This is a genomic window from Pseudodesulfovibrio portus (assembly GCF_026000375.1).
Classification (GTDB): Bacteria; Desulfobacterota; Desulfovibrionia; order Desulfovibrionales; family Desulfovibrionaceae; genus Pseudodesulfovibrio; species Pseudodesulfovibrio portus.
Window position 1 is genome coordinate 2,705,522 of record NZ_AP026708.1, and the last position, 26,320, is coordinate 2,731,841.

At 62.1% G+C, this 26,320-nt stretch carries 26 protein-coding genes; 11 read left to right on the forward strand and 15 right to left on the reverse strand.

The features are described from left to right. Positions 1-341: 341 nt before the first annotated feature. The 8 genes from OO730_RS12900 to OO730_RS12935 all read right to left on the reverse strand — a co-directional run bounded on the left by OO730_RS12900 (position 342) and on the right by OO730_RS12935 (position 8,432). Positions 342-1,064, reverse strand: a complete 723-nt coding sequence (locus tag OO730_RS12900; RefSeq protein ID WP_264981881.1) for a 4Fe-4S dicluster domain-containing protein — start codon at positions 1,062-1,064, stop codon at positions 342-344. Positions 1,065-1,076: 12 nt separating this feature from the next. Next, positions 1,077-4,106 (reverse strand): formate dehydrogenase-N subunit alpha, encoded by a 3,030-nt coding sequence (fdnG, locus tag OO730_RS12905; protein ID WP_264981882.1) that lies wholly within the window; start codon positions 4,104-4,106, stop codon positions 1,077-1,079. Positions 4,107-4,138: 32 nt separating this feature from the next. Continuing rightward, the gene (locus OO730_RS12910) at positions 4,139-4,366 is read right to left on the reverse strand and encodes a hypothetical protein (RefSeq protein ID WP_264981883.1); all 228 of its coding nucleotides are present in this window, start codon (positions 4,364-4,366) and stop codon (positions 4,139-4,141) included. A 242-nt stretch (positions 4,367-4,608) separates the two neighbouring features. Further along, complete coding sequence (locus tag OO730_RS12915) at positions 4,609-4,920, reverse strand: hypothetical protein (RefSeq protein WP_264981884.1); 312 nt, start codon at positions 4,918-4,920, stop codon at positions 4,609-4,611. After that, a complete protein-coding gene (locus tag OO730_RS12920) occupies positions 4,917-5,396 on the reverse strand; it encodes a MauE/DoxX family redox-associated membrane protein (RefSeq protein WP_264981885.1) in 480 nt (159 codons plus the stop codon). The genes OO730_RS12915 and OO730_RS12920 overlap by 4 nt, the downstream gene beginning before the upstream one ends. Next, a complete protein-coding gene (locus OO730_RS12925) occupies positions 5,393-7,159 on the reverse strand; it encodes a rhodanese-like domain-containing protein (RefSeq protein WP_264981886.1) in 1,767 nt (588 codons plus the stop codon). Before OO730_RS12925 ends, OO730_RS12920 begins: the two co-directional genes overlap by 4 nt. After that, a complete protein-coding gene (locus OO730_RS12930) occupies positions 7,156-7,695 on the reverse strand; it encodes a TlpA family protein disulfide reductase (RefSeq protein ID WP_264981887.1) in 540 nt (179 codons plus the stop codon). Before OO730_RS12930 ends, OO730_RS12925 begins: the two co-directional genes overlap by 4 nt. 23 nt (positions 7,696-7,718) lie before the next feature. Beyond that, positions 7,719-8,432, reverse strand: coding sequence for a response regulator (locus tag OO730_RS12935; RefSeq protein ID WP_264981888.1), 714 nt, complete (start codon positions 8,430-8,432; stop codon positions 7,719-7,721). 350 nt (positions 8,433-8,782) lie between these two features. Between OO730_RS12935 and OO730_RS12940 the strand changes: the two genes are divergently transcribed. After that, complete coding sequence (locus OO730_RS12940) at positions 8,783-9,508, forward strand: hypothetical protein (RefSeq protein ID WP_264981889.1); 726 nt, start codon at positions 8,783-8,785, stop codon at positions 9,506-9,508. A 296-nt stretch (positions 9,509-9,804) separates the two neighbouring features. Then, positions 9,805-10,371, forward strand: coding sequence for a VPLPA-CTERM sorting domain-containing protein (locus OO730_RS12945; RefSeq protein WP_264981890.1), 567 nt, complete (start codon positions 9,805-9,807; stop codon positions 10,369-10,371). Positions 10,372-10,500: 129 nt separating this feature from the next. Here the strand turns inward: OO730_RS12945 and OO730_RS12950 are convergent, their stop codons facing one another. The 4 genes from OO730_RS12950 to OO730_RS12965 form a co-directional block, all read right to left on the reverse strand. Continuing rightward, on the reverse strand, positions 10,501-11,403 hold the full coding sequence (locus OO730_RS12950) for a transposase (protein WP_456107267.1): 903 nt from the start codon (positions 11,401-11,403) through the stop codon (positions 10,501-10,503). Between the two features lie 38 nt (positions 11,404-11,441). After that, complete coding sequence (locus OO730_RS12955) at positions 11,442-12,311, reverse strand: formate dehydrogenase accessory protein FdhE (protein ID WP_264981892.1); 870 nt, start codon at positions 12,309-12,311, stop codon at positions 11,442-11,444. Between the two features lie 260 nt (positions 12,312-12,571). Next, positions 12,572-13,351 (reverse strand): formate dehydrogenase accessory sulfurtransferase FdhD, encoded by a 780-nt coding sequence (gene fdhD, locus OO730_RS12960; RefSeq protein WP_264981893.1) that lies wholly within the window; start codon positions 13,349-13,351, stop codon positions 12,572-12,574. Between the two features lie 119 nt (positions 13,352-13,470). Beyond that, complete coding sequence (locus tag OO730_RS12965; protein ID WP_264981894.1) at positions 13,471-13,878, reverse strand: response regulator transcription factor; 408 nt, start codon at positions 13,876-13,878, stop codon at positions 13,471-13,473. 541 nt (positions 13,879-14,419) lie between these two features. On the opposite strand from OO730_RS12965, the gene OO730_RS12970 reads away from it, so the two are divergent. From OO730_RS12970 to OO730_RS13010, 9 genes are all read left to right on the forward strand, one after another. Further along, positions 14,420-16,135 (forward strand): sensor histidine kinase, encoded by a 1,716-nt coding sequence (locus OO730_RS12970; RefSeq protein WP_264981895.1) that lies wholly within the window; start codon positions 14,420-14,422, stop codon positions 16,133-16,135. After that, positions 16,128-16,559: a response regulator gene (locus OO730_RS12975; RefSeq protein ID WP_264981896.1), complete on the forward strand. Its 432-nt coding sequence runs from the start codon at positions 16,128-16,130 to the stop codon at positions 16,557-16,559. The genes OO730_RS12970 and OO730_RS12975 overlap by 8 nt, the downstream gene beginning before the upstream one ends. A 14-nt stretch (positions 16,560-16,573) precedes the next feature. Beyond that, the gene (locus OO730_RS12980) at positions 16,574-16,972 is read left to right on the forward strand and encodes a response regulator (protein ID WP_264981897.1); all 399 of its coding nucleotides are present in this window, start codon (positions 16,574-16,576) and stop codon (positions 16,970-16,972) included. Further along, complete coding sequence (locus tag OO730_RS12985) at positions 16,969-17,364, forward strand: response regulator (RefSeq protein WP_264981898.1); 396 nt, start codon at positions 16,969-16,971, stop codon at positions 17,362-17,364. Before OO730_RS12980 ends, OO730_RS12985 begins: the two co-directional genes overlap by 4 nt. A gap of 43 nt (positions 17,365-17,407) precedes the next feature. Then, positions 17,408-18,688: a sulfite exporter TauE/SafE family protein gene (locus OO730_RS12990; protein ID WP_264981899.1), complete on the forward strand. Its 1,281-nt coding sequence runs from the start codon at positions 17,408-17,410 to the stop codon at positions 18,686-18,688. Between the two features lies 1 nt (position 18,689). Further along, a complete protein-coding gene (locus tag OO730_RS12995) occupies positions 18,690-19,376 on the forward strand; it encodes a hypothetical protein (protein ID WP_264981900.1) in 687 nt (228 codons plus the stop codon). A gap of 133 nt (positions 19,377-19,509) precedes the next feature. Then, positions 19,510-21,003 carry a PAS domain-containing sensor histidine kinase gene (locus tag OO730_RS13000; RefSeq protein WP_264981901.1) on the forward strand — a complete coding sequence of 498 codons (1,494 nt, stop codon included), beginning with the start codon at positions 19,510-19,512 and terminating at the stop codon, positions 21,001-21,003. Beyond that, entirely contained in the window at positions 21,000-22,346 is a 1,347-nt protein-coding gene (locus OO730_RS13005; RefSeq protein WP_264981902.1) for a sigma-54-dependent transcriptional regulator, read from the forward strand. The genes OO730_RS13000 and OO730_RS13005 overlap by 4 nt, the downstream gene beginning before the upstream one ends. A gap of 34 nt (positions 22,347-22,380) precedes the next feature. Then, positions 22,381-24,069, forward strand: coding sequence for a PAS domain-containing sensor histidine kinase (locus tag OO730_RS13010; RefSeq protein WP_264981903.1), 1,689 nt, complete (start codon positions 22,381-22,383; stop codon positions 24,067-24,069). Positions 24,070-24,096: 27 nt separating this feature from the next. Here OO730_RS13010 and eda read toward each other — a convergent pair whose 3' ends face one another. The 3 genes from eda to kduD are packed head-to-tail and all read right to left on the reverse strand — an operon-like array spanning position 24,097 to position 26,310. Next, complete coding sequence (gene eda, locus OO730_RS13015) at positions 24,097-24,732, reverse strand: bifunctional 4-hydroxy-2-oxoglutarate aldolase/2-dehydro-3-deoxy-phosphogluconate aldolase (protein ID WP_264981904.1); 636 nt, start codon at positions 24,730-24,732, stop codon at positions 24,097-24,099. Between the two features lie 27 nt (positions 24,733-24,759). Continuing rightward, positions 24,760-25,539, reverse strand: a complete 780-nt coding sequence (locus OO730_RS13020; protein ID WP_264981905.1) for an IclR family transcriptional regulator — start codon at positions 25,537-25,539, stop codon at positions 24,760-24,762. A gap of 9 nt (positions 25,540-25,548) precedes the next feature. Further along, positions 25,549-26,310: a 2-dehydro-3-deoxy-D-gluconate 5-dehydrogenase KduD gene (gene kduD / locus OO730_RS13025; protein WP_264981906.1), complete on the reverse strand. Its 762-nt coding sequence runs from the start codon at positions 26,308-26,310 to the stop codon at positions 25,549-25,551. Positions 26,311-26,320: the final 10 nt, after the last annotated feature.

The window sequence follows — 26,320 nt, forward strand, 5'->3', positions numbered from 1 at the left end:
CGAATTATTGTCCGGGTCGCAGCCGGCCGCAGCCCAGAGGAGCAGGCAGAGGCATAAGAGTATTCGGATCGCATTGCGCAATAGGGGTGTCTCCCGTTGGCTCCATTTGATCGATTCCGTGACATAGTTACTGGCTTGGAAGCCAAAAGACAAGACCGTCCCATAACACCACGATTCAACATCGCAAACCGATAAAATGGACCCCGGCGGGATTTCCCGTCGGGGTCCAGGAAAAACTCCGCATGCCCCGGGACGATGCCCGGACGGTTTGGCTTACGGAGGTGTTCTACCGTTGAACGTGCCCGGTGCGGACCGGCGGCGGTCCGCACCGGGGGGTGTTGTTAGGAGGTCATGCGCTTGACCGGACGGCCCAGCTTGGCCAGGAACTGCTTCCTGGTCAGCGGCCCGCGCGGTGACAGCGACGCGGACATGTACTCGTGGTAGCTGTCCGGGTCGGTCTGCGCCAGGTAGATGACGCGCACGGAGTCGGCGTCCACCAGTTCGGCGTCGGGGTACTTCTGCTGTGCCGCTTCCAGTCTTTTTTCAGCCAGGGCGAGCATTTCCTCGCGGTCGCCGAAGTTCATGGCGCCGGTGGGGCAGGTTTGCACGCAGGCGGGCAGCAGCCCGGCCTTGACGCGGTCCACGCACATGTCGCACTTCACGACCTGGCCCGTTTCCTTGTTGATACGGGGGATGTCGTAGGGGCAGGACATGGCGAATGCTTCCTTGTCCGCCTCCTTGGCGGTCAGGTCGGTGTAGACCACGGCGCCGGTTTCCTGGTCATGGACGATGGAGCCGGGCACGGTCATGGCGTCCAGGCAGGGCGGCTCCACGCAGTGGCGGCACTGTTCCGGGAAGAACAGCCACTGCATGTCGTCGGGGCTGGTGCCCACTTCCTGGAAGCGGACCAGTTTCAGGGTGATGCCGGACAGGTCCTTGGGGTTCTGGTGGGAGCCCCAGTTCTCGGTCTCTTCGGCGGGCAGTTTTTTCCATTGCTTGCAGGCAACCTGGCAACCACGGCAGGCCGTACACTTGGTCAGGTCGATGAAGAATGTCTTACTCATTTCATTCCTCCTTTACGCCTTGCGGACGTTGACCATGAAGGCCTTGGTTTCGGGGATGCCGGTGTTCGGGTCACCGACGGACGGGGTCAGCAGGTTGGCCGAGTCGCCGCCGTTCTTGGGCCATGTCCAGCCGAAGTGCCAGGGCAGGCCCACCTGATGGACTTCGGTGCCCTGGATAGTGAACGGCTTGAGGCGCTTGGTGACGATGGCCTTGGCCCAGATGGACCCGCGCAGGGAGTCGACCGTGACCGTGTCGCCGTTCTCGATGCCGCGCATCTCGGCCAGTTCCGGGCTCATTTCCACGAAGACCTGCGGCTCGCATTCGGTCAGCCAGTCGCAGTTGCGGGTCATGACGCCGGTCTGCCAGTGTTCGGTGACGCGGTAGGTGGTGCCGATCAGGGGATACCTGGGATCGCACACGGCCTTTTCCTCGACATCGAACGAGAGGGCGGTGGGATTGTGCAGGGTGCCGGAGAAGGGGTGATCCTTGACCGGACATTCCAGCGGTTCGTAGTATTCGGGCAGCGGACCGTCTGCGCGGCCGGGGCCGTACAGCTGGCCGAAGCCGTGCTTGCGCATGATGAAGGCGTACTTGGTGCCGGGGGCCCAGCCGCCGTCGGGTACGTCGCCGACCCACTTCTCGCCGTTCCAGGCGATGACCGCCTTTTCCGGGTTGTAGGGTTTGCCCTGGAGGTCTACGGAGGCGCGGTTGTAGAGCACGCGCCGGTTGACGGGCCAGCACCAGGAGAAGTTCGGGAACAACCCGATTCTTGCCTGTTCCGGTGTCTGGGCCAGGCTGCGGCGAGCGGCCATGTTGCCCTTTTCCGTGTAGGAGTTGCAGTACAGCCAGTTGCCGGAGGCGGTGGAACCGTCGTCCTGGAGGAAGGCGAAGCTGGGAACCAGCTCACCCTTCTTGTACATCTTGCCCTTGATCTCGATGTCGCGGGTGAAGCGGCCGTTGATCAGCTGGGCCGTCTTGTGCGGGTCGAACACGCCGTTGGTGGCGATGGAATCCCAGGTGAGCCGGGTGATGGGCTCGGGATACGCGCCGCCTTCCTTTTCATACAGGGCCTTGATCTCATGCATCAGTTCGTACATGAGGTCGCCGTCCGGCTTCAGGCCGTGCGGTGCGTCCGGGCCCTTGTAGCGCCACTGCATCCAGCGGCCGGAGTTGGTGATGGAGCCTTCCTTCTCAATGGAAACCGCGCAGGGCAGGAAGAAGACCTCGGTCTTGATCTTGGTCGGATCCATGCCGGGGCCTTCCCAGAACCAGCCGGTTTCATTGGGGAAGATGTTGACGTTGACCAGCCAGTCCAGGTTGGCCATGGCCTTCCTGTTCTTGTCGGCGTTGGCGCCGGAACAGGCCGGGTTCATGCCCCATGCGAAGAAGCCCTTGAACTGTCCCTTCTCCATCTTGTCGAACATGGTCAGCCAGGAGTACTCCCGGGCCGAAGAGGTATCGAGCCTGGGCAGGTACTTGTAGGCCGTGGCCGGATCGTCGTCCTGCCACATGGCCTTGACCAGGGAGGCGGAGTATTTCGGGTAGTTCTGCCACCAGTTGGCGGACTTGGGATCATTGGACTTGGGCGTGTACGCCTTGTTGTACATCTCCAGGGTGTCCTGGCCCGCCAGGGGGGTCTTCAGGTAGCCGGGGAGGATGTGGAACAGCAGGCAGTGGTCGGTGGAGCCCTGGACGTTGGATTCGCCGCGCAGGGCGTTGACGCCGCCGCCGGCTATGCCGATGTTGCCCAGCAGGAGCTGGATCATGGCCATGGAGCGGATATTCTGCACGCCCACGGTGTGCTGGGTCCAGCCCATGGCGTACATGACGGTGCCCGCCTTGTCGGCCACACCCGTGGCCGCGTAGGTCTCGTAGAGCTTGGTCAGGTCTTCCTTGGACATGCCGGAGATGGTGGCAACCTTGTCCAGATTGTAGCGTTCATAATGCTTCTTGAGCATCTGGTAAACGCACTTGGGATTCTGGAGGGTCGGGTCCTTCTTCGGGTTGCCGTCCGCATCCATGGCGAACGCCCAGGTGGACTTGTCGTAGCTTCGGGTCTTGGGATCGTAGCCGGAGAACATGCCGTCGATGAAGGAGTATTTGTCGCCGACGATGAAGGAGGCGTTGGTGTAGTTGACCACGTACTCCTTGAAGATCAGGTCATTGTCCAGGATGTACTTGATCATGCCGCCGAGGACGGCGATGTCCGCGCCGGAGCGGATGCCCGCGTAGATGTCGGCCTTGGCCGAGGTCCTGGTGAAACGGGGGTCGACGTGGATCAGGGTTGCGCCCTTTTCCTGCGCCTTGGTCACCCACTTGAAGGAGATGGGGTGGTTTTCGGCAGCGTTACTGCCCATTATGAGAATACAATCGGAATTCTGGATGTCGGTCCAGTGATTGGTCATCGCGCCGCGTCCGAACGACTCTGCCAGAGCCGCAACAGTTGCGCTGTGTCAGATACGCGCCTGGTGCTCTATGTACACCAGGCCGAGGCTGCGGAGCATTGTCTGGTAAGCCCAGCACTCCTCGTTGTCGAGAGCGGCCGAACCGGCGGAGGCGATGCCGTCGCAGCGGTTGACCACCTGGCCCTTGGCGTTCTTTTCGGTGAAGGTTTCGTCACGCGTCTTCTTGACGTTGTGCGCGATCTTCTCCAGAGCCCAGGACAGGGAGACTTTCGTGAATTCCTTGGCATACGGTGCGCGGTACAGGACGGAGTCCGGGCGGCGGTCGTTTTCGGCCAGCTGCCAGATGGACGCGCCCTTGGCGCACAGGGAGCCCTCGGACACGGGATGATCGGGATCACCCTCTACGTTGATGGCCCGCATGTCCTTGAGCGACGTGTTGACGACAAGGCCACAGCCCACTGCACAGTAACAGCAGATGGATGTGGTCTGCTTGCTCCATTTCGGGTTGAGCGCGGATGCGTAGTCCGGCAGTGCTCCGGCCTGCTTCGCATTGCAGCCGAACCCGAGCCCGCCGAACGCCGTGGCCGTGGCCGCGACAGCGGAGAGCTTCAGGAAATTCCTTCGATTGGTATGCATTCGACCTCCAGGTTTGAATACAAGGTGCAGGCTTATCGCCCGCGAATCTCGCGCCCCAGGGACACGAGCAACTCATAGCCGCTTGGCTGCATGACGTAATCAGGGGCGGGCAGGATGGCACCCGAGCTGTCGGGATGACAACGAGGTGGTGTCGGGACCATCAGTTGCGCCGCCGCCTGCACGTCGCCCGCGTCGAACCCCAGCCCGGTGAAGGGCATGGTTTCCGTTGCGGATGCAGCCGCCGAATGGTTGGTGAACAAGCGCATAAGCGTACCTCTCCAGATTTTTCGGTTATCCCACTTATGGGCGCATCCGTGGCGTATTGCCATTATAGATGTCATCTCCTCATTTTTGCACAGGGGGAAATACGATTTTTTAAGCTAAACATATGTAATGAATGGACTTGTGTTATGTCAAAATAGGCATAAATTGATAACTTCACAACGGTTTCACACCGAGGAAGGAGGGAGGCCGGATAGGAGGGGGAAAAGGGCGGGAGGGGCTATTGCGAATTGAAGGTCAGATCCCTGATGCCGGGCAGATCGAGGCGGATGGTCCCGTCTTCCACCGTGCCCTGGAGGACGCCGCCCGTCTTGGTGTGGAGCCAGAGCTTGCCGTCGCCCCGCAGGGACCATTTGAAGGGAATTTCGTCGGTGTCGGTGGACCAGGTCCCCTTGCCGTCCTTATTGAGGGTGAGTACGATTTCGGAGGCTGGGCCCCGGGCGACGTATTTGCCCGCGACGGACTTCTTGTCCTGGGCGCAGGCGGCAAGAAGCGTGAGGATGATGAGAAGGGTTCCGGCGAAGCGCATCATGACTCGATTCTCCTGAGTTTGCCGAGGAAGAGCTGATCGGTTTGGAAGAGCCTGTCGAAGTGGTATATGTGCAGGGTCATGCCTATCCAGCTGAGGTCGCGGAGGACCGTCCACCAGCTGATGGGGTCCTCAAGGGTGTGGAAGCATCCGCAGCTGATGGGCGCGTCGCGGAGGATGTTGACGACGATGGCGACGGTGAAGACCGAGAGCAGCCCGATGATGATGGTGGCCGCGGACTTTACCCTGACGCCGAGGACGAGCAGCGCGCCGCAGATGATTTCGGTCCACGGCATGAACACGGCCAGGCCGTTGACGGCCCAGTATGGCACGAGGCGGTAGGAAGCGATGGTGGTGCTGAACTCGGCCGCGTAGTTGATCTTGTACATTGCGGCGTAGATGAACAGGCCGCCGATGTAGAGGCGGAATCCCAGTGCCAGCCACGGGTTCGACAGCAGCTTCTTGAGGCATTCGATCACTTGGCCACCTCCAGTCCGGCATCTTCCCAGGCGGACAGGCCGCCGTCAATGAGCATGACGTGCTCGTGCCCGAGCAGGATCAGTTCCCGGGCGACATCCGCGTCGTAATGACGGCTGATGGTGCGGCCGTATACCAGAAGCGGCACATCCGGTTCCAGCTCGCTCAACTTCATGGAATAGACGAAGTCGAACAGCTCCTCGGGCAGGTTGATGGCGCCCGGGATGTGTCCGATGATGAAGAAATCGCCCGGCCGGGCATCGATGATCACGGCTTTGCCGGTCCGGGTCAGGCGTTCGGCCTCCAGGGCGTCCACGGTGGCCGTGGGGGGTGCCGTGAGCGACTCCGGGATGATCCGGATGCCCTCGGGGCTGGAAAAGTTGAAGAGAAAGCCGAGGGCCAGACCGGCCAGGAGGATGAGCCCGACGTCGCGCCAGGAGGCCCGCCAGACGCGGTCCACCTCGCCGTGGACCAGGCCGACGATGCGTTCCTTGGCCTCCGTCTGGACGTCGATTTCATGCTTGGCGGACGTCAGTTCGTCCAGGGTGGCCTGAAGCTCCCGGTTGCGGGCGGCCAGTTCGGTGTTCATTTCCCGGATCATGTGAAGCTGCCTGGCGTTGCCGAGGGCGACCATGAACGTGCCGACAAGGGAGAGGAGAAGGCGTTTCCTTTCCTTGTCCAGGCGGGGCTCCCCGGTCCCCGGGCTCAGCGGGGCGGACAGCCCGATGGCTCCCTGCCAGCCGTGGTCCAGGGCGAAGAGGACGGCGACGTCGGCCTCGGCCGGGAGGGCAGCGCGGGAAGCGTCGTCTTCCAGCAGGCAGGAGTGGTTGGCCTGCGGCATCCTGTCCTTGAGGGCAACGAACTGCGCCAGCACGGCCTCCCGGCCTTTCGCCGAATCCAGCCGGGCCGGGGCCTCGGGGTCGGGACCGCGGTAGGCCACCTCGGCGTGGTCCCTGTCCGGGCCGTAGAGGCCGATCCAGCCGCTGGCGTAGGACAGGGTCCCCATGAGCGACAGGACAAAGGTGTCGAGCATGGCTTCCGGGGCATTGATGTCGGTCAGCTCCAGGGTCGTCTCGTACAGGGCCTGGAGCTCGAAGGCGTGCCTGGCCAGGTCTTCCTGGGCCAGTTCGGATTCGGCCAGGGCCTGCTGTATCCGCTCATTCTTTTTTTTCAGGGCCGTGTTCAGGTCGCGGATGCACCCGGCGGCGTGGGATTTCTTCAGGGTCACGGCCAGAATGGAGACAAGGCTCTGGAGCAGCTCGGTCTCTTCCGTGCTGTAGGGCTCCCCGGAAATCTTCGGGCCGAAGCCCAGAACCGCGTGCGACTCTTCGCTCATGCTTATGCCGATCACGGCGGAGGTGCCTTCCGGGAGGTTGGGATCGAATCGCAGGTGCTCGCCGACCAGGATGGCGGGCTCCGGCCGGGTCGGGGTCGGCCTGTCCCCCGGGAAGAACTTGTGGACCAGGTTGAAGCCGGTTTTCCGGTACTGGTCGACGACGAGTTGTTCCAGGCCGATGCTTTCCACGGTCAACTCGTCGACGTGGAGTACGATCCCGAAACCGAATGCCAGCCCGAGAGGCCCCATGGTTACCCGGAGAAACGTCTTGAGGATGTCGCCCGGGGTGACCGGGACGGCCAGGGCGCTGGAGGCTTCGTACAGAGCCTTCAGGTGGAAGAGCTGGTGGTCGAGCACCGACTGCGGGTCCTCGGGCACAACGCTTGCCCCGAAGCCGGGGGTGTCCGGTTTTTCTCTGGGGTCGCTCATTTCACCAGTGCTTGGATTTCCCTGAAAAAGGCGTCGAAGTCCGGGATGATGCCCAGGTAGGTGTAGAGTATCGTGCCTTCCCGGTCCACGAGCATGGTGAAGGGAGTCTTGGGGTCGCCCAGTTTCCCGTAGATGTCGTACTCGGTGTCATGGGCGACCGGGAAGATGTAGTCCTTGCCCCGGATATGCTGCACCTCCATGCTCGTTCCCCCGGCGGCGATGCCGAGCAGGCTGACGCGGTCGTCGAGCCGGGCCTTTTTCAGCCGCTTGCAGAGCCGGGTCAGGGAAGGTGCCATGGCGTGGCAGAGGGGGCAGTACACCCCGATGATTTCGATTATGACGTAGGGCGTTTGGATGTCGCCCAGCTTGAACGGGCGGTTTTCTTCCAGACCCAGCAGGGTCGCGTCGCCCTGTACGGCCAGGGGGGCGATGGTGAAGTCGGGAATCGTGTCGCCGACCTGCGGCTGCCCGGCAAGGACCGGTGTGCAGTAGAGCACGATTGCCAATGCGATTGTCGCCCGGAGCATATACCTCATGGAATTCTCCTCTGGATTGCGGCTCAACTGTTTTCGAGGGCCTCTTCCTCTGTGTCGAATATGCGGGCGAGCTTTCCGATGCCCACCATGTCGACGATTTTTCTGATGTCGTCCGTGAGCCCGCAGAGGGCCACGGCCTTTCCGTTGTCCCGGCATTCGAGCAGGCGCTGTGTCAGCAGGGCCATGCCCGCACCGTTTATGGAGGATTCTTTCGTGAACGAGAGGACCAGCTTCCCGGCTTCCCGGAGGGCGGAGGAAAAGGCGTCGTCCAGCCGCGTCTCGGCCTTGGAGTTGACCTCCCCGCAGATTTCTATGACCGACGATTCGCCCTGTCTGCGGACAACGTAGTTTGTTTTTTCGTCGTGGGAGCGGCGAATGCGCTCCTTGGCGCGGTTCAGGGCGGCGTCGAGCTTGGCCTGCTGGATGGGCTTGTTGATGAAGTCGGTGGCCCCGAGGCCCAGCGCCGAGATGGCCAGGTCCATGTCCCCGTGGCCGGTGATGATGATCACCTCGGTCACGGGGTCGATTTTCTTGATCGCATCCAGGACCTCAAGGCCGTTCATCCCGGGCATCTTGATGTCCGTGAGTACGATGGGGACGGCGTGTTTGCGAAACATTTCGATCCCTTCGGCACCGCTGGCGGCAGTAAAGACCTCGTAGCCGTATGCCTCAAGAAAAAGCGCGAACATGGCCAGGGTCGGGCGTTCATCGTCGATGATCAGTATTTTGGACGGCATGGGTGCATCCTTGCTGGGTTGGCGACTATGAGAACTCTAGAGCAAGTATCAACCCCGTGTCCAGCGGTCTGAAAAAAAGTCGTCACTGCATCATGGACCCGGAGCGCGAAAGTCCGCTTTGCGTCACGGTTTTCTCCATTTCCCCACCATTTCCGTCTGGTTTTTTCGGACGGATTCATATGGCTGTGGGTGCACCTTTTTTCGGCATTTGTTTTTATTGGATGTTGTCCATTGTGGAACAGGCTTTGCTTCAAACGGTGTTTGAAAGCCCGCCCGCCGGTTGGGGAGGGACGGGTCGTGGCCGATGTGTGGGGCGTCGGCGATCGGACATGAAAACCAGGGGGGATTCAATGAAACGATGCATCGTGTTTTTGCTGTTTGGTGTCATGGTTTTTGCGGTCGGGACTGCGCACGCGCAATCCGTGCTGGTTTCGCAGTATCAGGCGTACGGATATGGATACGGAGCGCCCGGCTATGCAAATTGGACGGGAGCGTTGAATACGGCCACGAGCAACAATGTTCAGGTGGCTGCCAATTTTGAGAATTATGCTCAGATGCTGTCCTATGATGCCCTCCTCCTTGATGTGCGCGACATGTCAGCCGTCCTGTCGGCAACCGAGGTTTCCAATCTTACCAGTTACATTGCCACCGGGCGCCGTGTGTTGATGATGGGCGAGAACTATCACTGGACAACGTGGGACAGCAGTGTTCTCGGCGTGGTCGGCGGCACGTACGATCCCACTGTCTCGACCGGTACGGCCATTCCGGTCGTGGCGCATGAGTTGACGCAGGGAATTGCCGGCGTGCATCCCCAGGGCGGCGGAATGGCTTCGGGCGGGGTCTCACTTTTCGACATGCCCTTCGCCCATTTGTGGGGGGACGGGAACGTGTTGACCCTTATGGACACCGGTATTCTGGATGATTGGTATGGGGAATATCTCGACAACCCCGCTTTCGCCGTGAACGTGGCCGAGTGGCTGGCCGGGAGCACTCCCACGCCCATCCCCGGCGCGATCTGGCTCTTCGGTTCCGGTCTGCTCGGATTGGTGGGTGTTCGGTTGAGGAAGAAAACCTAGGATTCAGCTTGCCAGCAAGAAGAAAAGCCTCCCTTCAGCCACGCTGAGGGGAGGCTTTTATGCCGGGAATCAATGGGACGCGCTAGTGTGATGCCGAATGAGCCGAAGCTGTCTACTATATCATTGTCGAGAATCATATTCTCACTCAGTCCAGAGAAGTCGGACACGCGATTCCTTCTCGACTCTGTATGCGGAGCAATCAGCTGTTTTTAAGGAATAAATATTATCTGGTTTGATTCGTGCATATTGTCCTGGTCCGTTATTAAACCTTGAGTGTTGTTTCCTGTGAGGTTCTAATGAAAGTCGTTTTGTTTAAAGCAATTCTATTTGTTCTGGCAATTAGCTCCTATGCGCACGCGGGCATGATCGTCATGAACGCGGATAACGCTATTCTGGGTTTCTCAATCGATGGCGTCGCTGTTTCCCTTCCGGCTGAAAGCTCGCTTGGCTATATGGGCGACATAACGACTCTGAACGTCGACCTTGATCCCACGGTTAATCATGTCCTGACATGGAATGTACACAATACTGGAGGCCCCATCGGTTTTCTTGGAAAAGTGGTCATGAATGGCGGCGAGACGTTCTTTTCAGATGCCACCACCGGCATGTGGGAAACCAATTTTTCCGGTACATACCAGATTGCCAACATTGATACATGGAACGGGAATTTGAGCCGCTATATGGATGATTCGGAAAGGGCTGCGTATGGCGACGGCTATTGGGTTGCACCAGGTTCGTACTATGCTGCCGACATGCTCGTCTCTTTTAGTTATACGGCCCCGACGCCACTTCCCGGCGCAGTTTGGCTTTTGGGCTCCGGCTTGATCGGATTCGTCGGGCTGAGGCGGAAGATGAACGCATAGTAAACGTTGTATAACCATGAACGAAGCCTCCTGCCGTTCGACATCTGCAGGAGGCTTTTTGCGTCCTTTTGTTATTTCCCGCCGGGGTGTTCACCCCGGCTTCTTCAGGCCCCGCTGCCCGAAGCGACCCTATTCCGCGCTCGGAACGAGCGCACACAAGTACGCGGCCAGGATCTCGTTCAGACATTCATCGCGGTTGTTGAAGCGGAACTCCAGCTCCTTCATGTACAGGGGGAAGCGCTGGCAGGAGATGCCCCGGAATTTCTTGATGCGGGACTGGGCGTATTGCCAGAAGTCGTCCTCGATGGCGTCGATGTGGGGCGGCTCGTCATAGCGGCGGATGATCTCGTAGGGCAGGGAGTCGTTCCCGCAGAACATGAGCGCGTGGTACTCCTTGTACCGGTCCGTGTATACCAGGTTGCCGGTGCGGATGAGCTTCAGGTGGAAGTTCATGTGGAAGTGGAACAGGGTCTCGGCCTGGAAGCCGGGCACCAGGTCCACGAAGACCATGCCGTCGCGGCGCAGGATGCCGTACACCGGGATGGTGTCCATGCGCATCTCGCGCGGGCCGCCGGTCAGCCGGTTGCCCTTGATGTAGGAGTCCAGCCCCGTGGCCGGGCTCAGGAGCTGGCGGGCGTCGATGGCGTGGGCCAGGATGGCGAACCGGATGGCGGTCAGGGCCTTGTACACGGTGTTGTACGAGAGGTTGAGCGCCTTTTTCATCTGGTGGACGGACTGTTCCTCCACGAACAGGTTGATGAGCCGCAGCCATTCGGACGGGGACAGGGCGCCGGAGTTGATCCACCGCCCGGAAAAGGGCTGGAACGTGTACTTGCAGCTGGCGCACCGGAGCCGCTCGCCGGACAGGGTGTAGACCTTGCGGTGGCCGCAGCGCGGGCAGAACGGGTCGCCCATGGGCCAGGTCAGGCCGAGCAGGTAGTCGCGCGCGGCCTGGTCGTCACCCAGCAGGGCATTATAGCCGCCGGGTGTTCCCGGCGTGCAGTCTGCTGGTATGACGTGCGAATTGTTCATGCGTTCCAGTTGCAAGGCGGGCATGGTTCACCCCCGGTTTAAAAACCCCACGCGGACAGGGTCGCCCGCTTGTACCCCTGGTTGGCGGCCACGTAATCCAGCGCCAATGAATCCAGGTCATCCAATATGGGCACGGCCACCCGGTCCAGTTCACGGAAATCGATGGTCTTGATGTACGTCTTGCAGGTTTCGCAGACATCCACCCGGAAGCCGGGCTCCTCGTCCACGGTGAAGAACGTCAGCTTCTTCTGGTCTTCCTCGCCGCAGACCGGGCAGGCGATCCGCTTGATGCGGTAGTGGTGGCGGCAGAAGGAGCAGGTGGCGTGCCGGAATCCCTCTTTCTGCTCCAGGGAGGATATGAGCGGCAGGGACCCGCAGATGGGACAGGTGCCCACTTCCGGGACCTTCACGTCCGGCAGCTTGTCTGCCAGCATCCGGGCCGCGGCCTCGATGGACGGGCCGAGGGCGCAGAATGCCAGGAAAGAGAGCGTCTTGGGGGCGTCGGGCATGCGCTCGACCCAGGGCGCGAAGTATTCGTGGTCGTCCTCCAGGAACTTCTGGAACAACTCGGCTGGCTTGAGTTCGCCGGAGTCCAGGGCCGCGCGGGCCACGGCAGCGCCGTCGGCCAGCGGACCGCCGACGTTCCCGAGCAAACCGATCACCTTGTCCAGGAGCGCCTCGGCCTGGCTCGCGTCATAGGGGAAGTTGCCCCGCCCGAGCAGGGGCACGCCCTGGATCACGTTTTCGGCGGTGGCGAACTGGTTGTCGGCGGGCAGTCTGATGTCCGCCTGGCCGAGTTCTTCCAACTGGAGGTGGGTCACCGTGTCCAGCAGGTCGATCAGTTCTTCCGATATATAGGACTTGCCCCGCAGTTGGGTGAGTTTCTTGTCCAGCAGGTTCTGTTCCATGGCGGTTTCCTTTTGGGTATTTTCCTCGTCAGGGAAAACCTATGGTGCGTACCGCATCTTGCCAAAGGTCCGGCACTTGCTCAAGCTTTGACACCATAGCTCCTAACTAGATAAAATGACATGATAATCTAATACCTAATTATGCCAAAAAGGGCATAATTGGATTGATAAAGGCCGGAATACCAGCCTGTTCCGAGAGGAAAAATAAATAAAAGATTTTTTGCAAAAAGCCGTGACGGAGGAAGGAATCACCGCCGGGGTCAGTATCCGACGATGCGGCCCGCGTCGTTGTAGACCCAGAAACTGTCTTCCTTGATGTTGCCGATGAGCGTGATGCCCGTCTTGCGGGCCAGGTCCACCGAGAAGCTGGTGGCCACTGCCGTGGAGCAGAGCATCGGGATGCCGATGCGGACCACCTTGAGCAGGATTTCAGAGGCCACGCGGCCGGTGGAGACGATCAGCTTGTCGTCCACTGACACGTCGTCCAGAAAGCACTGGCCGCAGATCATGTCGATGGCGTTGTGCCGACCGATGTCCTCGCGGAAGAGGAGCATCTTGTCGGGCGTGCACAGGGCGGAGTTGTGGCAGCCGCGGGTCATCTTGTAGAGGGTGGAGCGCTCGTGCAGCTCCTTGGCCAGGGCGAGGACCTGTTCCGGGGTGATCCGGACGTCCCCGGTCAGCCGCCGCTTGGAGATGGTGGCCACGTTGCGCCCGAAATTGGTGCCCTTGCCGCAGCCCGAGGTGATGGACCGCTCCATGACCCGGTTCTTCCAGGGGTCGTGACAGGTCTCGACCTCGGCCACGATCCGGTTCTCGTCCTCGCGCACGGTCAGGTCGGTTATCTGGTCAGGGCTGGACAGGAAGGCGTCGGATTTGAGGAATCCAACGGCCAGGTATTCCGGTCGTTTGGCCGTGCACAGCAGGGTGACCACCTCGCGTCCGTTGAGCACGATGGTCAGCGGCACTTCGCGGATGGACGTGACCGGCTTTCGGGCAAAGCCCGCCCGGTACTCGTGAATTTCGTGGTGCATGGACTCCATGGTCATCCCCCTTTGGTCCCTTTCGTATACCATACATAACGAAGGCGGGAAGGCGTGGGCAAACCACACCCTTTTACCCCGACTTTTGCACTGGCGGGGCGGGGGCGTGACCATTGGCGTCAGCCGGTCTCGGGGGTGCGGCCGATACGGGACCGTGCGGCCTCCATGATCCTGTCGGCCAGGACGTCGGCCCCGGCAGGCTTGTTGAAGAGGTCGAACGCACCAGCGCGGAACGATTCCAGGGTGCCCGTGTCGCCGCCCGTGAGCACGATGACCTCTATGGAACGGGAGCACCGCTTTATCGCCCGCAACAGCTGCATGCCGTCCACGTCCGGCAACCCCACGTCCAGCACCACCACGTCAAAGGGCTCGGCCTCGATCATGGAGAAGGCCTCTCCCCCGTCCCCGGCGGTGCGCACGGTCAGGCCGCGCCGGACAAGACGCCGGCGCAGCACGTCGGTGAAGCCCTGGTCGTCGTCCACCAGCAGGACGCGCACGGGAATGGTTCGTTGTTCGGGGGCGGACATGCCCGGAGCGTTACAATGTACATGCCAATGCTGCCGACCGGTCCCTTTTTATCCGCTACCGGACGCAGCAGAGGCAAAAAAACTTTCCTCATCAATATCGCCGTGTTGTCGGCGAAATGCGGGAACCTGGTCGGCTCTATCCAAAAAATAATTCGTGCAGGAAATTCACGTCCCGCAAGGTGTTGGGCGAAGTGTGGGTCGAAACGCCCCGCTTTTTCGCGCCACCCCCCTTCAGACCGTGCCAAGCGGGTATTTCTGTGATATGGGGGAGGTGGTACAAAAGGTCTCACCGGTACGAAATGTACCGCTTTTGCGTGATTCATTCCGCACCGGTCTTTCCGGTTTGCGGGAAAGCAAGTGGGAGAAATTGATTCATTGATGTAGCAAGTTGAATAAAATCAATTAGGTGGATGCACCGGTGGCACTATTCGCAACAGGTACGTATTTTCCCGCAATGGCACACGGCTTGCTCATGGGGTTGTATGGGCCGGTATCGGCGTTGTCGCGCAGGCGGCGCGACCGGTCCCAACGAGAGTATGCCATGCACCCGGAAAAGACCACTTCATACGACAGACTGACGCGCAACATCGTGCTCACGGTCATCACGGTCTCCCTTGCGCCGCTCATCCTGGTGGGCGGGGTCATCTTCGACCAGTTCCGGTCCATATACAGTGAAAAGGTCTACTCCCATCTTTCCGAGGTGGTGGACAAGCACACCACCCACATCGACGCATTCCTCGGGGACAAGCTGCACGAGATTCAGTACCTGAACACGGCCTATTCCTACGAGCAGCTGATCTCGGGCGATTTCCTGACCAAGACCCTGCGCGGCATGCAGTTGCAGTATGGCCGCATCTTCGTGGACCTCGGGGTCATCGACGAGGACGGTCGCCAGGTGGCCTACGCCGGGCCCTACGACCTGTTGGGCGCCGATTATTCCGAGGCGGACTGGTACCGGGAATCCCGGGGCCGGGACGCATCTGTTTCCGACGTGTTCGAGGGTCTCCGCCAGTCTCCGCACTTCATCATCACCATCAACAACGTCACCGGCGGCAAGCCCTGGACCCTGCGGGCAACCGTGGATTTCCTGTCCTTCAGCCACATGGTGGAGAATATCCGCATCGGCGAGACCGGGTTCGCCTACATCCTGAACGACGGGGGCGTGTTCCAGACAAAGCCCCACGAGGACCTGGGCTCCAAGCTGGTCCTCACCCCCGGCGAGACCATCCTTTTTGCCGAGGCCCAGAAGGGTGTGACCATCCGCCACTCCCACGGCAGCGACAATGAGACCTACGTCACGGTCTCCTCCCCGCTCAACGGGGGCAAGTGGAAGCTCGTCTATCAGCAGAACGTGACCGACGCCTTTTCCGACATGGCCCGCACCGAATACGTGGTCCTGGTCATCTTCGCCCTCGGCGGCATGGGCATCGTGGCCATGGCCGTGTTCGTCGCCCGAAAGCTGGTGAGCCGCTGCCGGGCCATGGACCGGGAGTCCGAGTTCATGAACCGGCAGATGGTGGAGACCGGCAAGCTGGCCGCCATCGGCGAGCTGGCTGCGGGCATCGCCCACGAGATCAACAACCCCGTCGCCATCATGATCGAGGAGGCGGGCTGGGTGAGCGACCTGATGAAGGACGAGGCCCCGCCCATGCCCTCCAGGGGCGAGGTCGACCGGGCCCTCAACCAGGTTGTCACCCAGGGGCGGCGGTGCAAGGACATCACGCACAAGCTCCTGAGCTTCGCCCGCCAGACCGATCCGCGCGTGACCCAGGTGTCGCTGCCCGAGTTGGTGCGCGAGGTGGTGGAGCTCTCCATGCAGCGGGCCCGATACGGGCACGTGGATTTTTCCCTGGACATGGACCCGACCCTGCCGACGGTGGCCGCGTCCATGTCCGAACTGCAGCAGGTATTTCTCAACCTGGTCAACAATTCCATCCAGGCCATGGAAGCCGACGGCGGCACCCTGACCATCACCTGCGGGCGCGAGGGAAACGAGGCGGTCGTGGTGGTGGCGGACACCGGTCCCGGCATCCCGGCGGCCAACCTGGGCCGGATATTCGATCCCTTCTTCACCACCAAGCCGGTGGGCAAGGGGTCCGGCCTCGGCCTGTCCATATGTTTCGGAATCATCCACCAGATGGGTGGTGACATAGAAGTGGAAAGCACGGTGGGTGAAGGCACCCGGTTTACGGTCCGGTTGCCGTTCCCGCCGCCGGTCGATCAACAGGCAAGACAACAGGAGATGCACCATGACTGATGCAACCATCCTTATTGTGGATGACGAAGTCGGTTTCGTTGAAACCATGGCCAAGCGGTTGGAGAAGCGGAACATGGCCGTGCTCCAGGCTTTCAACGGCGACCAGGCCATGCAGCGGCTCGCGGACAACCCGGGCGTGCAGGTCGTGATCCTGGACATGAAGATGCCGGGCAAGGACGGCCTGGTCGTGCTCCAGGAGATCAAGGACGCCTACCCGCTGGTGGAGGTAATCATGCTCACCGGCCACGCCACGGTGCCGTCGGCCGTGGAGGGCATGCAGTTCGGCGCCTTCGATTATCTGATGAAGCCGTGCAGTTTCGAGGACCTGAACAAGAAGATTCTCGAGGCCGTGGCCCTCAAGCAGGAGCACGACGGCGAGGCCGTGGAAGCGCGGGTCAGCGAAATAGCCCAGCGCATGGGCTAGGGGGAGGAAACGCCGTGACCTGGAACGGGACATGCCGACCGAACGTCAGACTGCTCATAGTGGATGACGAGACCGGATACGCCGAGGTGCTGTGCAAGCGCATGGCCCGCCGGGGCGTGTCGGCCACGCCTGCGGCCAGCGGCGAGGAGGCCATCCGCATCCTGTACAGCGACGACTTCGATGTGGCCATCGTGGATCTCAAGCTCGAGGGTATGGACGGCGTGGAAATTCTCAAGGTGTTCAAGCTCATGGCTCCGGATATGCCGGTGGTCATGCTCACCGGACACAGCAGCGAGGAAGCGCGCGACGCGTGCATGAAACTGGGGGCTGAAGGGTATCTGTCCAAGCCCATCGATTTCGAGCGGTTGCTCATCAAGACTCTCCATTTGGGGGGAAGGAGAGCGGACGCATGAACGGTATCCGGGTCCTGCTCATCGACGACGAGGTCGACTACACCGCGACCCTGGGCAAGCGGCTCGGCCGCCGAGGTTTCTCCATCCGCACAGTGGGCGGAGGGGCCGAGGCGCTGGCCGCCCTGGACGCGGAGGAGGCGGAGGTGGTCCTGCTCGACATCAAGATGGCGGGCATGGACGGGATCAAGACTCTTCAGGAGATAAAGCGGCGCCATCCGGCGGTGGAGGTGATCATGCTCACCGCCCACGCCAACACGGACATCGTCATATCCAGCCTGGCCATGGGGGCGTTCGACTACCTCCTCAAGCCGGTCAACCTGGATGAGCTGGCGGCCAAGATAGAGGACGGCGCCATGCGCAGAAAACACAACCTGGAGTTGGGCGCCCGCTAGGGCAGTGCTTCGGGGAAAAAACAACCAGACAAGCGAGGAAGTCATGCGATTTTTCAACGAATGGGGAAGATTCATGATGGCGGGGGCCGGAGCGCTCGCCAAGTGGGAGATCGACAACGCACGGACCATCATGGGAAGCCGGAAAAGGCTGTTCATCATCGGGCTGATGCTCATACCCGTTATTCTCGGCGGCATCGCCTTCGCCGATGACATCGGCCCGGTCCTGCCCGACCTGCTGGGCGGCAAGAAGGCCTACAGCCCGGCCTTCTACTCCGTGGGCATCTTCATGGTGTCCATCGCCATCGGCATGGGCGCGGGCCTGATCACCGGCTGCATCGGCGCGGGCGGCGGCTTCATCATCGCCCCGGCGCTGATGAGTGCGGGCATCAAGGGCATCCTGGCCGTCGGCACCGACCTGTTCCACATCTTCGCCAAGGCGATCATGGGCAGCGTCATCCACCGCAAGCTCGGCAACGTGTCCGTGCCCCTGGCCGTGGTCTTCCTCGTCGGAGCGATCATCGGAGCCACGGCGGGCGGGGTGATCAACCGCGTCCTGTACGAGATCAACCCGGTCCTGTCCGACGCATTCATCACCACGGTCTACTCGCTGATGCTCGGCTTCCTGGGCTTCTACGCCCTGTCCGACTACCTGCGCTCCCGCAAGGCCGGTGGCGGCGGCGACGCCCACGGCGGCAGCGAGGGCGCCGACATCGGCGGGCTGTCCAAGAACCTCCAGGCCATGAAGTTCCCGCCCATGGTCAAGTTCGACCAGGACCTGATCCCCGGCGGTCGCCAGATTTCCTGGATATTCCTGGTCCTGTCCGGCGCGCTGGTCGGCCTGGCTGCGGGTATCATGGGCGTGGGCGGCGGCTTCCTGACCTTCCCGATCTTCGTCTACGTGCTCGGCGTGTCCTCCATGACCACGGTCGGTACCGACATCTTCCAGATCGTTTTCACGGCGGGCTTTGCTTCCATCAGCCAGTACGCCATCTACGGCTTCATCTTCTACACCCTGGCCATGGGCATGCTCATCGGTTCCCTTCTGGGCATCCAGATCGGCGCCCTGGTGACCAAGGTCGTGCCCGGCATCACCATCCGCGGCTTCTACGCCATGGCCGTGCTGGCCGGTTTCGTGAACCGGATATTCGCCCTGCCCGCCAAGCTCGGGGAAATGGGGGTGATCTCCATCTCGCCGGGCCTCGGGGCGGTGCTCAACGACATCGGCATATGGGCGTTTTTCGTCGTCATCGGCGGATTCTCGGTCTGGGTCATCGGGACCTTCCTGATGAACATCCGGTCCCTCAAGAGAACGGAGGTGCTTTAAAATGATTTACAACAAGAAGGAATTCTACGGGGGCGGGGCCATGCTCATCGCCTTCTTCGTGGTCCTGTTCTTCATGTTCCAGCCGATCTTCAGCGGGCACAACGCCATGGAGTACCTGGACAATCTGTATAACTCCATCTCCAAGGGATCGATCAATTACATCCCGCAACTGACGGAGGAGGCATCCGCCTTGGACGCCAAGCAGGTGTCCGTGGACATGACCTACGCCAGCGAGGCCGAGGCCGCGCAGTCCGCCCTCCTGTTTGCCGCTGCCGGGGCAACGGCCGTTCCTTCGGGGACCGGGCTGAAGGTCACGGGCAGCCTGGGGGCCATCCTCAAGGCCAGCCTGGCCGATTCGGCGTACATGTACGCCAATGACGGCGCGGCGGTGACCGCCAAGTACAGCCTCGACGCCCGGCGTTCTCTGTACAACTGGTGGACCAGCCTGAAGCTCCTGGACAAGTCGTTGAAGTCCCAGAAGCAGTTCGAGGCCGCCAAGGTGGTGGGCACGGTGCAGTCCAAGGCCGTGGAGGCCGCCTACAACTACTTTGGGGTTGAACCGGTCCAGATCATGGACGAGGTCGGTCTGGTCGCGTTCTCACTGGCCTTTTATGTGTTCTATACCCTGTGGTACGGCTTCGCCATCCTCTTCCTGTTCGAGGGATGGGGCTTGAAGCTGAGTCACTAGCAATCAAGGCAATACTCCTTACCCGCGTTGCAGCGCGGTCCGGCAGCCCGTTGGCGGCCGGACCGCGCTCACCGGGGCACGGAAGGCTTTACTGATTTATAAAATCATTATATTTTGATAGGATGAGGGATACATGATGAACCTCCAGAATTACTACGACACTGTCATGGAACTCAGCCATGGCATCGTGGTTACCCTGGATCTCGACGGGGGGATCATCCACGGCAACTCCGAGCTGGAGTCCATGTCGGGCTACACCATGCAGGAGCTGGCCGGGAAGGACTGGTTCACCACCTTCATCCCCAAGGGTGAGCGGAGGATGGCGCGTCGCGCCCTGTTGGAATCGGCGCATGGACAGGGGATCACCGCCTTTGCCGGGGTCATCCGGGCCAAGGACGGGGACGTGGTCTACGTCAACTGGAACCTGAAGCCGCTCACGGATTCCAACGGCGAGGTCATCTCCCTGCTCTGCGTGGGCCAGGACGTGACCGACCTGGTCCTGCGCGAGAAGGGGCTGCTGCGCGAGCGGTTCGCCCTGATCGAACGGAACAAGGAACTGAACTGCCTGTACGAGTTGAGCCTCCTGTCCGGCGACGCCTCCGTGAAACTGGATGAACTGCTGGTCCGGATGATAGACCTGCTGCCTTCCGGTTTTCAGAACCCGGCCCAGACCTTCATCCGGTTGAAGCTCGACCGCCGGGTGTGGGAGACCCCCGGATTCGCCGAGACGGACCACATGATCAAGGAGCCCATCCGGATCAACGACGAGAAGCGCGGGTCCATCACCATGGCCGTCAGGGAGACCTCCGGGAACGGGGTCGCTTTTCTCGAGGACGAGATGGACCTGTTCGCCACGGCGGCCCGCCAGATCTGCGTGACCATCTCCAAGAAGGAGACGCGCGAGGCCAAGCAGGAGTTGGAGCGGCAGCTTCGCCAGTCCGACCGGCTGGCCAAGATCGGCCAGTTTTCGGCCGGGGTGGCCCACGAGATCAACGAGCCCCTGGCCAACATCCTCGGCTTTGCCGAGCTGGCCCTGCAGACGCCGAAACTGTCCAAGCAGCTCGTCACGGACCTGAACAACATCGTGGACTCGTCCCTGCACGCCCGCGAGATCATCCGCAAGCTCATGTTTTTCGGCCGCCAGCTCCCGCCGCAGTTCACCCCCATCGACCTCAACGACACCGTGGAGCAGGCCCTGCGCATCACCGAGTCCGGGGCCATGCGGGGCGACATCAGCATCGTGCGGGATTTCGACGTGTCCCTGCCCCGGATCATGGCCGATCCGCAACACATCAAGCAGGTGGTGGTCAACCTGGTGGTCAACGCCATGCAGGCCATGCCCGAGGGCGGCACGGTCTTCATCAGCACCCTGGGCGACGGGGAGGACGTCTATCTCATTGTGGAGGACGAAGGAACCGGCATGACCCCGGACGTGCTCAAGCAGATTTTCACCCCCTTCTTCACCACCAAGGAGGTGGACAAGGGGTCCGGGCTGGGACTTTCGGTCATCCACGGGATAGTCAAGGCCCACGGCGCGTTCATACAGGTGGAGAGCTCGCCGGACACAGGCACCCGCGTGGAGGTGGCCTTTCCCTGTTCCACCATCAGCAAGGCGATTGATCAATGAGTGACCGGATACGCGTTTTGGCGGTTGATGATTCTAAGGCCACCCTGGAGGTGCTCAAGCGCAATCTCCAGCCGGAGGGATACGAGGTCTTCACCTGTTCGCGGGTGGACGAGGCCGTGGCCCTGCTCGAGGGGCTGGACATCGACCTCGTGATCACCGACTACCGCATGCCGGAGTCCACCGGCCTGGACCTGATCAAGCACGTGCGCGCCAACTTCCCGGACACGGACATCATGATGATCACCGGCTACCCGTCCATCCCGGGCGCGGTGGAGGCCATCAAGGACGGGGCGGGCGAGTACCTGGCCAAGCCCTTCACCACCGAGGAGCTCCTGACCTCCGTGTCGCGCATCGTGGAGCGGCTGCAGCGGCGGCGCGTGCTGGCCTCCTCGGACACCCCGCCGGACAATTTCGGCATCATCGGCACCTCTCCCGAGATGGAGCGGGTGTTCAAGCGCATCGGCAAGGCTGCGGCCACGGACGCCAACGTGCTCATCAGCGGTGAGTCCGGCACCGGCAAGGAGCTGGTGGCCCGCGCCGTGCATTACAACTCCGCCCGGCGCACGGCCTCGTTCGTGCCGGTCAACTGCACCGCCATCCCGGACTCCCTGGTGGAGTCCGAACTGTTCGGCCACGTCAAGGGCGCGTTCACCGGGGCCAAGGACGGACGGGCGGGCTTCTTCGAGATCGCCAACGGCGGGTCCATATTCCTGGACGAGATCGGCGACGCCAGCCCCAACATGCAGGCCAAGCTGCTGCGCGTCATCCAGTCCAAGGAGTTCTGCAAGGTGGGGTCGTCCATCGTGCACAAGGTGGACACCCGCATCCTGGCGGCCTCCCACAAGGACCTGCGCAGCCTGGTGGCCGAGGGCAGCTTTCGCGAGGACCTGTTCTACCGGATCAACGTGGTGGACATCCCGGTGCCGCCGCTGCACGAGCGCGGGGACGACATCCTGGTCCTGATCAACCATTTCCTGAGCCGTTTCGCCCACTCCATGCATCGCACGCCTCCGCGCTTCACCGACGAGGCCCTGGCCGCCCTTCGGCGGCACACCTGGCCCGGGAACGTGCGTGAGCTGGAGAATCTCATCCAGAGGCTGGTGGTCATCGTGGACCACGATCCCATCGAGCTGGCCGATCTGCCCGACTCCATGCGTTTCTCCCTGCCCCGCGAGGGCAGCGTCAACCGTTCCCTGGCGGAGGTGGAGTTCGAGCACATCAAGAACGTTCTCTCCATGGTGGGGGGGAACAAGACCCGCGCCGCCGAGGTCCTGGGCATCAACCGCAAGACCCTGCGCGAGAAAATGAAGAGAATGGAGGGTCGGACAACGGACGACGACTAGACCGCCGCCCGCATCCTCCGGGAGGATCGTGCCCATGCATTTGATCATAGCCGCATCCATCCTGCTGCAACTGGCCGCCGCTGTCTGGGCATTGCGCCTCATCGCCCTGACCCGGCACCGCATTTCCTGGATACTCATTGCCGTCGGCTTGGCCGGGATGGTCCATCGTCGGGTGTACACCCTGTGGTTGGGCCTGAAGGGTGCTGAAACACCGGACCTGACCTTCGAGGTCATCGGTCTCGGGGTCTCGGCGGCGGTTTTCGCGGGGGTGGTCCTGATCCGGCCCGTTTTCCGGCAGCTCAGGGATGCCAACGACAAGCTGGTCGCCAGCGAAGAGCGGTTCCGCACGGTGGCCGATTTCACCTATGACTGGGAATACTGGCGCGGGCCGGACGGAGAGTTCCGGTACCTTTCGCCGTCGTGCCTGCGGGTGACGGGGTTTGAGCGGGAGGCGTTCATGGCTGACCCGGGGCTCATGGAGCGGATCATCCACCCGGACGACGCGGAGCTGGTGGCCGACCACCTTGCCCGTGAGCGGGGGGCGGGCGATGCGGCGGACCTCGATTTCCGGATCATCGCGGCCGACGGGACCGTACACTGGGTCAGCCACCGATGCGCGCCCGTGACCGACGAGGAGGGCAATCACCTCGGCACCCGGGCCAGCAACCGGATCATCGACTCGCGCAAGCTCGCCGAGGAGGAGTTGCGGCGGAGCCGCAGGCAATACCGGAATCTGGTCGAGCAGTCCCACGCCATCGTCCTGGAGCTCTCCCTGGACGGCAATATCCGGTTCATGAACCGCTTCGGGCGGGAATTCTTCGGCTATACCCAGGAGGAGTTGGAAGGGCGCAAGGCCTCAGAGTTGCTGTTCGCCGACGCGGGCGCCCTGAACCCGAGGGGCGATTCCTATCTCGACGAGGTCGAGGTCAGCCGCAGCAACGGCTCGAGCGCCTGGCTCTCCCTGGCTTCGTCCATGAGCATGGACCGGGATGACCGGGTCGTGGGCACCCTGTTCATCGGCATCGACATCACGGCACACAAGGCGGCGGAAAAGCTCAGGGAGGACGTGGAGCGCATGGTCCGGCACGACCTGAAGTCGCCGCTCATGGGGATTGTCGGGTTGCCGGGAATGCTGCTCAAGGCGGACAACCTGACCGACCGGCAGCGGGAGATGCTCGTGGTGCTGGAAGAGGCGGGCATGCGCATGATGGACCTGATCAACCAGTCCCTGACCCTGTACAAGCTGGAGTCCGGGACCTATGACCATGACCCCGTGCCCACGGACTGGCTGTCCATTGTCCGGCGGGCGGCCCGGGGGCTGGAGTCGAACAAGGAGTTCGGCCAGCCGGTGGAGATCACGCTGGACGGCAGGCCGGTGGGCGTGGACGACACGCTCATCATCCCCGGCGATTCCACCCTGCTCTACTGCATGGCCGCCAACCTGCTCAAGAACGGCCTGGAGTCGGCGGGCGACGCGCCGGTGCGGGTGGCCTTCACCCGGGGCGATCCCGTGGTCATGGAGGTCCGCAACAGCCTGCCCGTGCCCGAGTCAGTGCGCGAGACGTTCTTCGCCAAGTATTCCACTCACGGCAAGCACAACGGAACCGGCCTGGGCACCTACAGCGCCCGGCTGGCCGTGAAGGCACACAAGGGAACCATCGCCATGAACACCACCGAGGAAGAGGGCACCGTGGTTCGCGTGGAGCTGCCGGGAATGGGCTGAGCCGCCCGGATCACGTTTTCGGTTGAATCAGGATCGGAGGGCGCGGACCGCCTGCACGGCTTCCGCAGCCAGCTCGCGCACCCGGTCGAAGTCCCGGTCCGCGAGGAGCTGTTTCTTGACCATCCAGCTGCCGCCGATGGCCAGGATGCGGTCCCAGGCGAGGTAGGGAGCCATGTTGTCCATGGACAACCCGCCCGTGACCATGAAGTCCATGGGCCGGAACGGGGCCGCCAGGCTCTTCAGCGTCTTGAGGCCGCCCATGGCCTCGGCAGGGAAGAATTTCACGGCAGGCAGTTCCCGGAGCACGGCCTGGGTCAGTTCGCTGGCCGTGCACACGCCGGGCATGACCGGAATGGATCGTTCCAGGCAGTAATCCACCACCACGGGGTCGAAGCCCGGAGCCACGATGAAGGCCGCCCCGGCGTCCATGGCCGCGTCCACCTGGGCCGTGGTCAGGACCGTGCCCGCGCCGACCAGCATGTCCGGGCATTCGCGGGTCATCAGCCTGATGCCCTCGGCGGCGGCCGGAGTGCGGAAGGTCACTTCCGCGATGGGCAGCTCCCCGTCCACCAGGGCCTTGGCCAGGGGGACGGCGTGGCCCGGCTCGGGCAGGGCGACCACCGGGACGATGGACACGGCGCGTATGGTGTCGAGCAGATTCATAAGCTTTCCTGACTTGCAGCGGACGGGCTACAGCGGTTTCACCGAGGAGGTCTTCCAGCGGTAGCCCATGCGGTGGGATATCTCCTGGGTCGCTTCCACCACCAGCGCGGCCACCCGCTTCAGGTCGAGGTCCGGCTGGCCTTCGATTTCCCAGGCCACGCTGACCGCCGCGACGACCATGTTCCGGTAGTCGTAGATCGGTGCTCCGACGCACATGGTCCCCAGTTCGTTCTCCTGGTTGTCGTGCGCCCAGCCGCGCCGCCGGGTCAGGTCCACTTCCTTGAGCAGGTCGTGGACGTTGTCGATGGTGTACTCCGTGATCTTGTTGAACGGCCTGTTCTCATAGAGCTTGACGATTTCCGCCTCGGTCAGCCCGGTGAGCAGGGACTTGCCCAGGGAGGTGGCGTAGCTGGGCATCCGCTTGCCGATGATCTTGTAGCGGCGCAGGCTGTTGAAGGACTCGACCTTGTCGATGTAGACCACGTCGCCTTCCCGCATGATGGCCATGAACACGGTCTGCCCGGTCTGCCGGGAGAGCTGGTTCAGGATGGGCTGGGCTTCGGTCTTGAGTTCCAGGCTGTTCAGGAAGGCGCTGGAAAGCTCGATGAATTCGAGCCCCAGCCGGTAGACTTTCCCCTGTTCGCGCTTCTCCACGTAACCCCGCTCCTGGAGCGCGGCCAGGATGCGGTGCGCCGTGGACTTGTTCAGGTTCATGCGCGTGGCGATCTCGGTGAGATTCAGTCCACCGGTTTCCCTGGACAAAAGTTCGACGATGTCGAAGGCGCGGTCGAGTGTCTGTACAGCCATCGGATTCTGCTACCTTGCCAGCCAGCCGCCGTCAACGGCCACGGTATACCCGTTCACGTATTCCGACGCCTTGGAGGCCAGGAAGACCACGCACCCCTTGAGGTCCTCGGGGTCGCCCCAGCGGTCGGCAGGGATGCGCGCCAGGATCTGCCTGTTGCGCTCTTCGTCGGCCCGCAGGGCAGCCGTGTTGTCAGTGGCGATGTAGCCGGGAGCGATGGCGTTGACCTGGATGCCCTTGGACGCCCATTCGTTGGCCAGCAGCCGGGTCAGTCCCATGACGCCGCTCTTGGACGCGGTGTAGGAGCTGACCAGGATGCCCCCCTGGAAGGAGAGCATGGAGGCCACGTTGATGATCTTGCCGCCCCGGCCCTGCTCCACCATCTGTTTGGCGGCGGCCTGGCACAGGAAGAAGACGCTCTTCAGGTTCACGTCCATGACCTGGTCCCAGTCCTCTTCGCTGAATTCCAGGGCGGGGCTCCTGCGGATGATGCCCGCGTTGTTGACCAGGATGTCCACGCGGCCCAGTTCGGCCACGGCCTTGTCCACGATGGACCGGACGCAGCCCGGGTCCCCGAGGTCGGCCTGGATGGGGCAGAACCGGCGGCCCATGGCCGTGATTTCCTCTTCCACTCCGGTAGCCGTGGAGTGGAAGACCCCGGCGATGTCCGCGCCCGCCTCGGCCAGGCCGAGGGCCATGCCCCTGCCTATGCCCCGGTTGCAGCCGGTGACGATGGCCACCTTGCCGTCGAGTTTGAATTGATCGAGAATCATGGTTTTCCCC

What these genes read in the sequence shown, in the direction of transcription:
- OO730_RS12900 (WP_264981881.1), bottom strand. Translation starts at nt 1,064, where the DNA reads ATGAGTAAGACATTCTTCATCGACCTGACCAAGTGTACGGCCTGCCGT.
- OO730_RS12915 (WP_264981884.1), bottom strand. Translation starts at nt 4,920, where the DNA reads ATGATGCGCTTCGCCGGAACCCTTCTCATCATCCTCACGCTTCTTGCC.
- OO730_RS12925 (WP_264981886.1), bottom strand. Translation starts at nt 7,159, where the DNA reads ATGAGCGACCCCAGAGAAAAACCGGACACCCCCGGCTTCGGGGCAAGC.
- OO730_RS12930 (WP_264981887.1), bottom strand. Translation starts at nt 7,695, where the DNA reads ATGAGGTATATGCTCCGGGCGACAATCGCATTGGCAATCGTGCTCTAC.
- OO730_RS12935 (WP_264981888.1), bottom strand. Translation starts at nt 8,432, where the DNA reads ATGCCGTCCAAAATACTGATCATCGACGATGAACGCCCGACCCTGGCC.
- OO730_RS12940 (WP_264981889.1), top strand. Translation starts at nt 8,783, where the DNA reads ATGAAACGATGCATCGTGTTTTTGCTGTTTGGTGTCATGGTTTTTGCG.
- OO730_RS12945 (WP_264981890.1), top strand. Translation starts at nt 9,805, where the DNA reads ATGAAAGTCGTTTTGTTTAAAGCAATTCTATTTGTTCTGGCAATTAGC.
- OO730_RS12950 (WP_456107267.1), bottom strand. Translation starts at nt 11,403, where the DNA reads ATGAACAATTCGCACGTCATACCAGCAGACTGCACGCCGGGAACACCC.
- OO730_RS12955 (WP_264981892.1), bottom strand. Translation starts at nt 12,311, where the DNA reads ATGGAACAGAACCTGCTGGACAAGAAACTCACCCAACTGCGGGGCAAG.
- fdhD (WP_264981893.1), bottom strand. Translation starts at nt 13,351, where the DNA reads ATGGAGTCCATGCACCACGAAATTCACGAGTACCGGGCGGGCTTTGCC.
- OO730_RS12965 (WP_264981894.1), bottom strand. Translation starts at nt 13,878, where the DNA reads ATGTCCGCCCCCGAACAACGAACCATTCCCGTGCGCGTCCTGCTGGTG.
- OO730_RS12970 (WP_264981895.1), top strand. Translation starts at nt 14,420, where the DNA reads ATGCACCCGGAAAAGACCACTTCATACGACAGACTGACGCGCAACATC.
- OO730_RS12975 (WP_264981896.1), top strand. Translation starts at nt 16,128, where the DNA reads ATGACTGATGCAACCATCCTTATTGTGGATGACGAAGTCGGTTTCGTT.
- OO730_RS12985 (WP_264981898.1), top strand. Translation starts at nt 16,969, where the DNA reads ATGAACGGTATCCGGGTCCTGCTCATCGACGACGAGGTCGACTACACC.
- OO730_RS12990 (WP_264981899.1), top strand. Translation starts at nt 17,408, where the DNA reads ATGCGATTTTTCAACGAATGGGGAAGATTCATGATGGCGGGGGCCGGA.
- OO730_RS12995 (WP_264981900.1), top strand. Translation starts at nt 18,690, where the DNA reads ATGATTTACAACAAGAAGGAATTCTACGGGGGCGGGGCCATGCTCATC.
- OO730_RS13000 (WP_264981901.1), top strand. Translation starts at nt 19,510, where the DNA reads ATGATGAACCTCCAGAATTACTACGACACTGTCATGGAACTCAGCCAT.
- OO730_RS13005 (WP_264981902.1), top strand. Translation starts at nt 21,000, where the DNA reads ATGAGTGACCGGATACGCGTTTTGGCGGTTGATGATTCTAAGGCCACC.
- OO730_RS13010 (WP_264981903.1), top strand. Translation starts at nt 22,381, where the DNA reads ATGCATTTGATCATAGCCGCATCCATCCTGCTGCAACTGGCCGCCGCT.
- eda (WP_264981904.1), bottom strand. Translation starts at nt 24,732, where the DNA reads ATGAATCTGCTCGACACCATACGCGCCGTGTCCATCGTCCCGGTGGTC.
- OO730_RS13020 (WP_264981905.1), bottom strand. Translation starts at nt 25,539, where the DNA reads ATGGCTGTACAGACACTCGACCGCGCCTTCGACATCGTCGAACTTTTG.
- kduD (WP_264981906.1), bottom strand. Translation starts at nt 26,310, where the DNA reads ATGATTCTCGATCAATTCAAACTCGACGGCAAGGTGGCCATCGTCACC.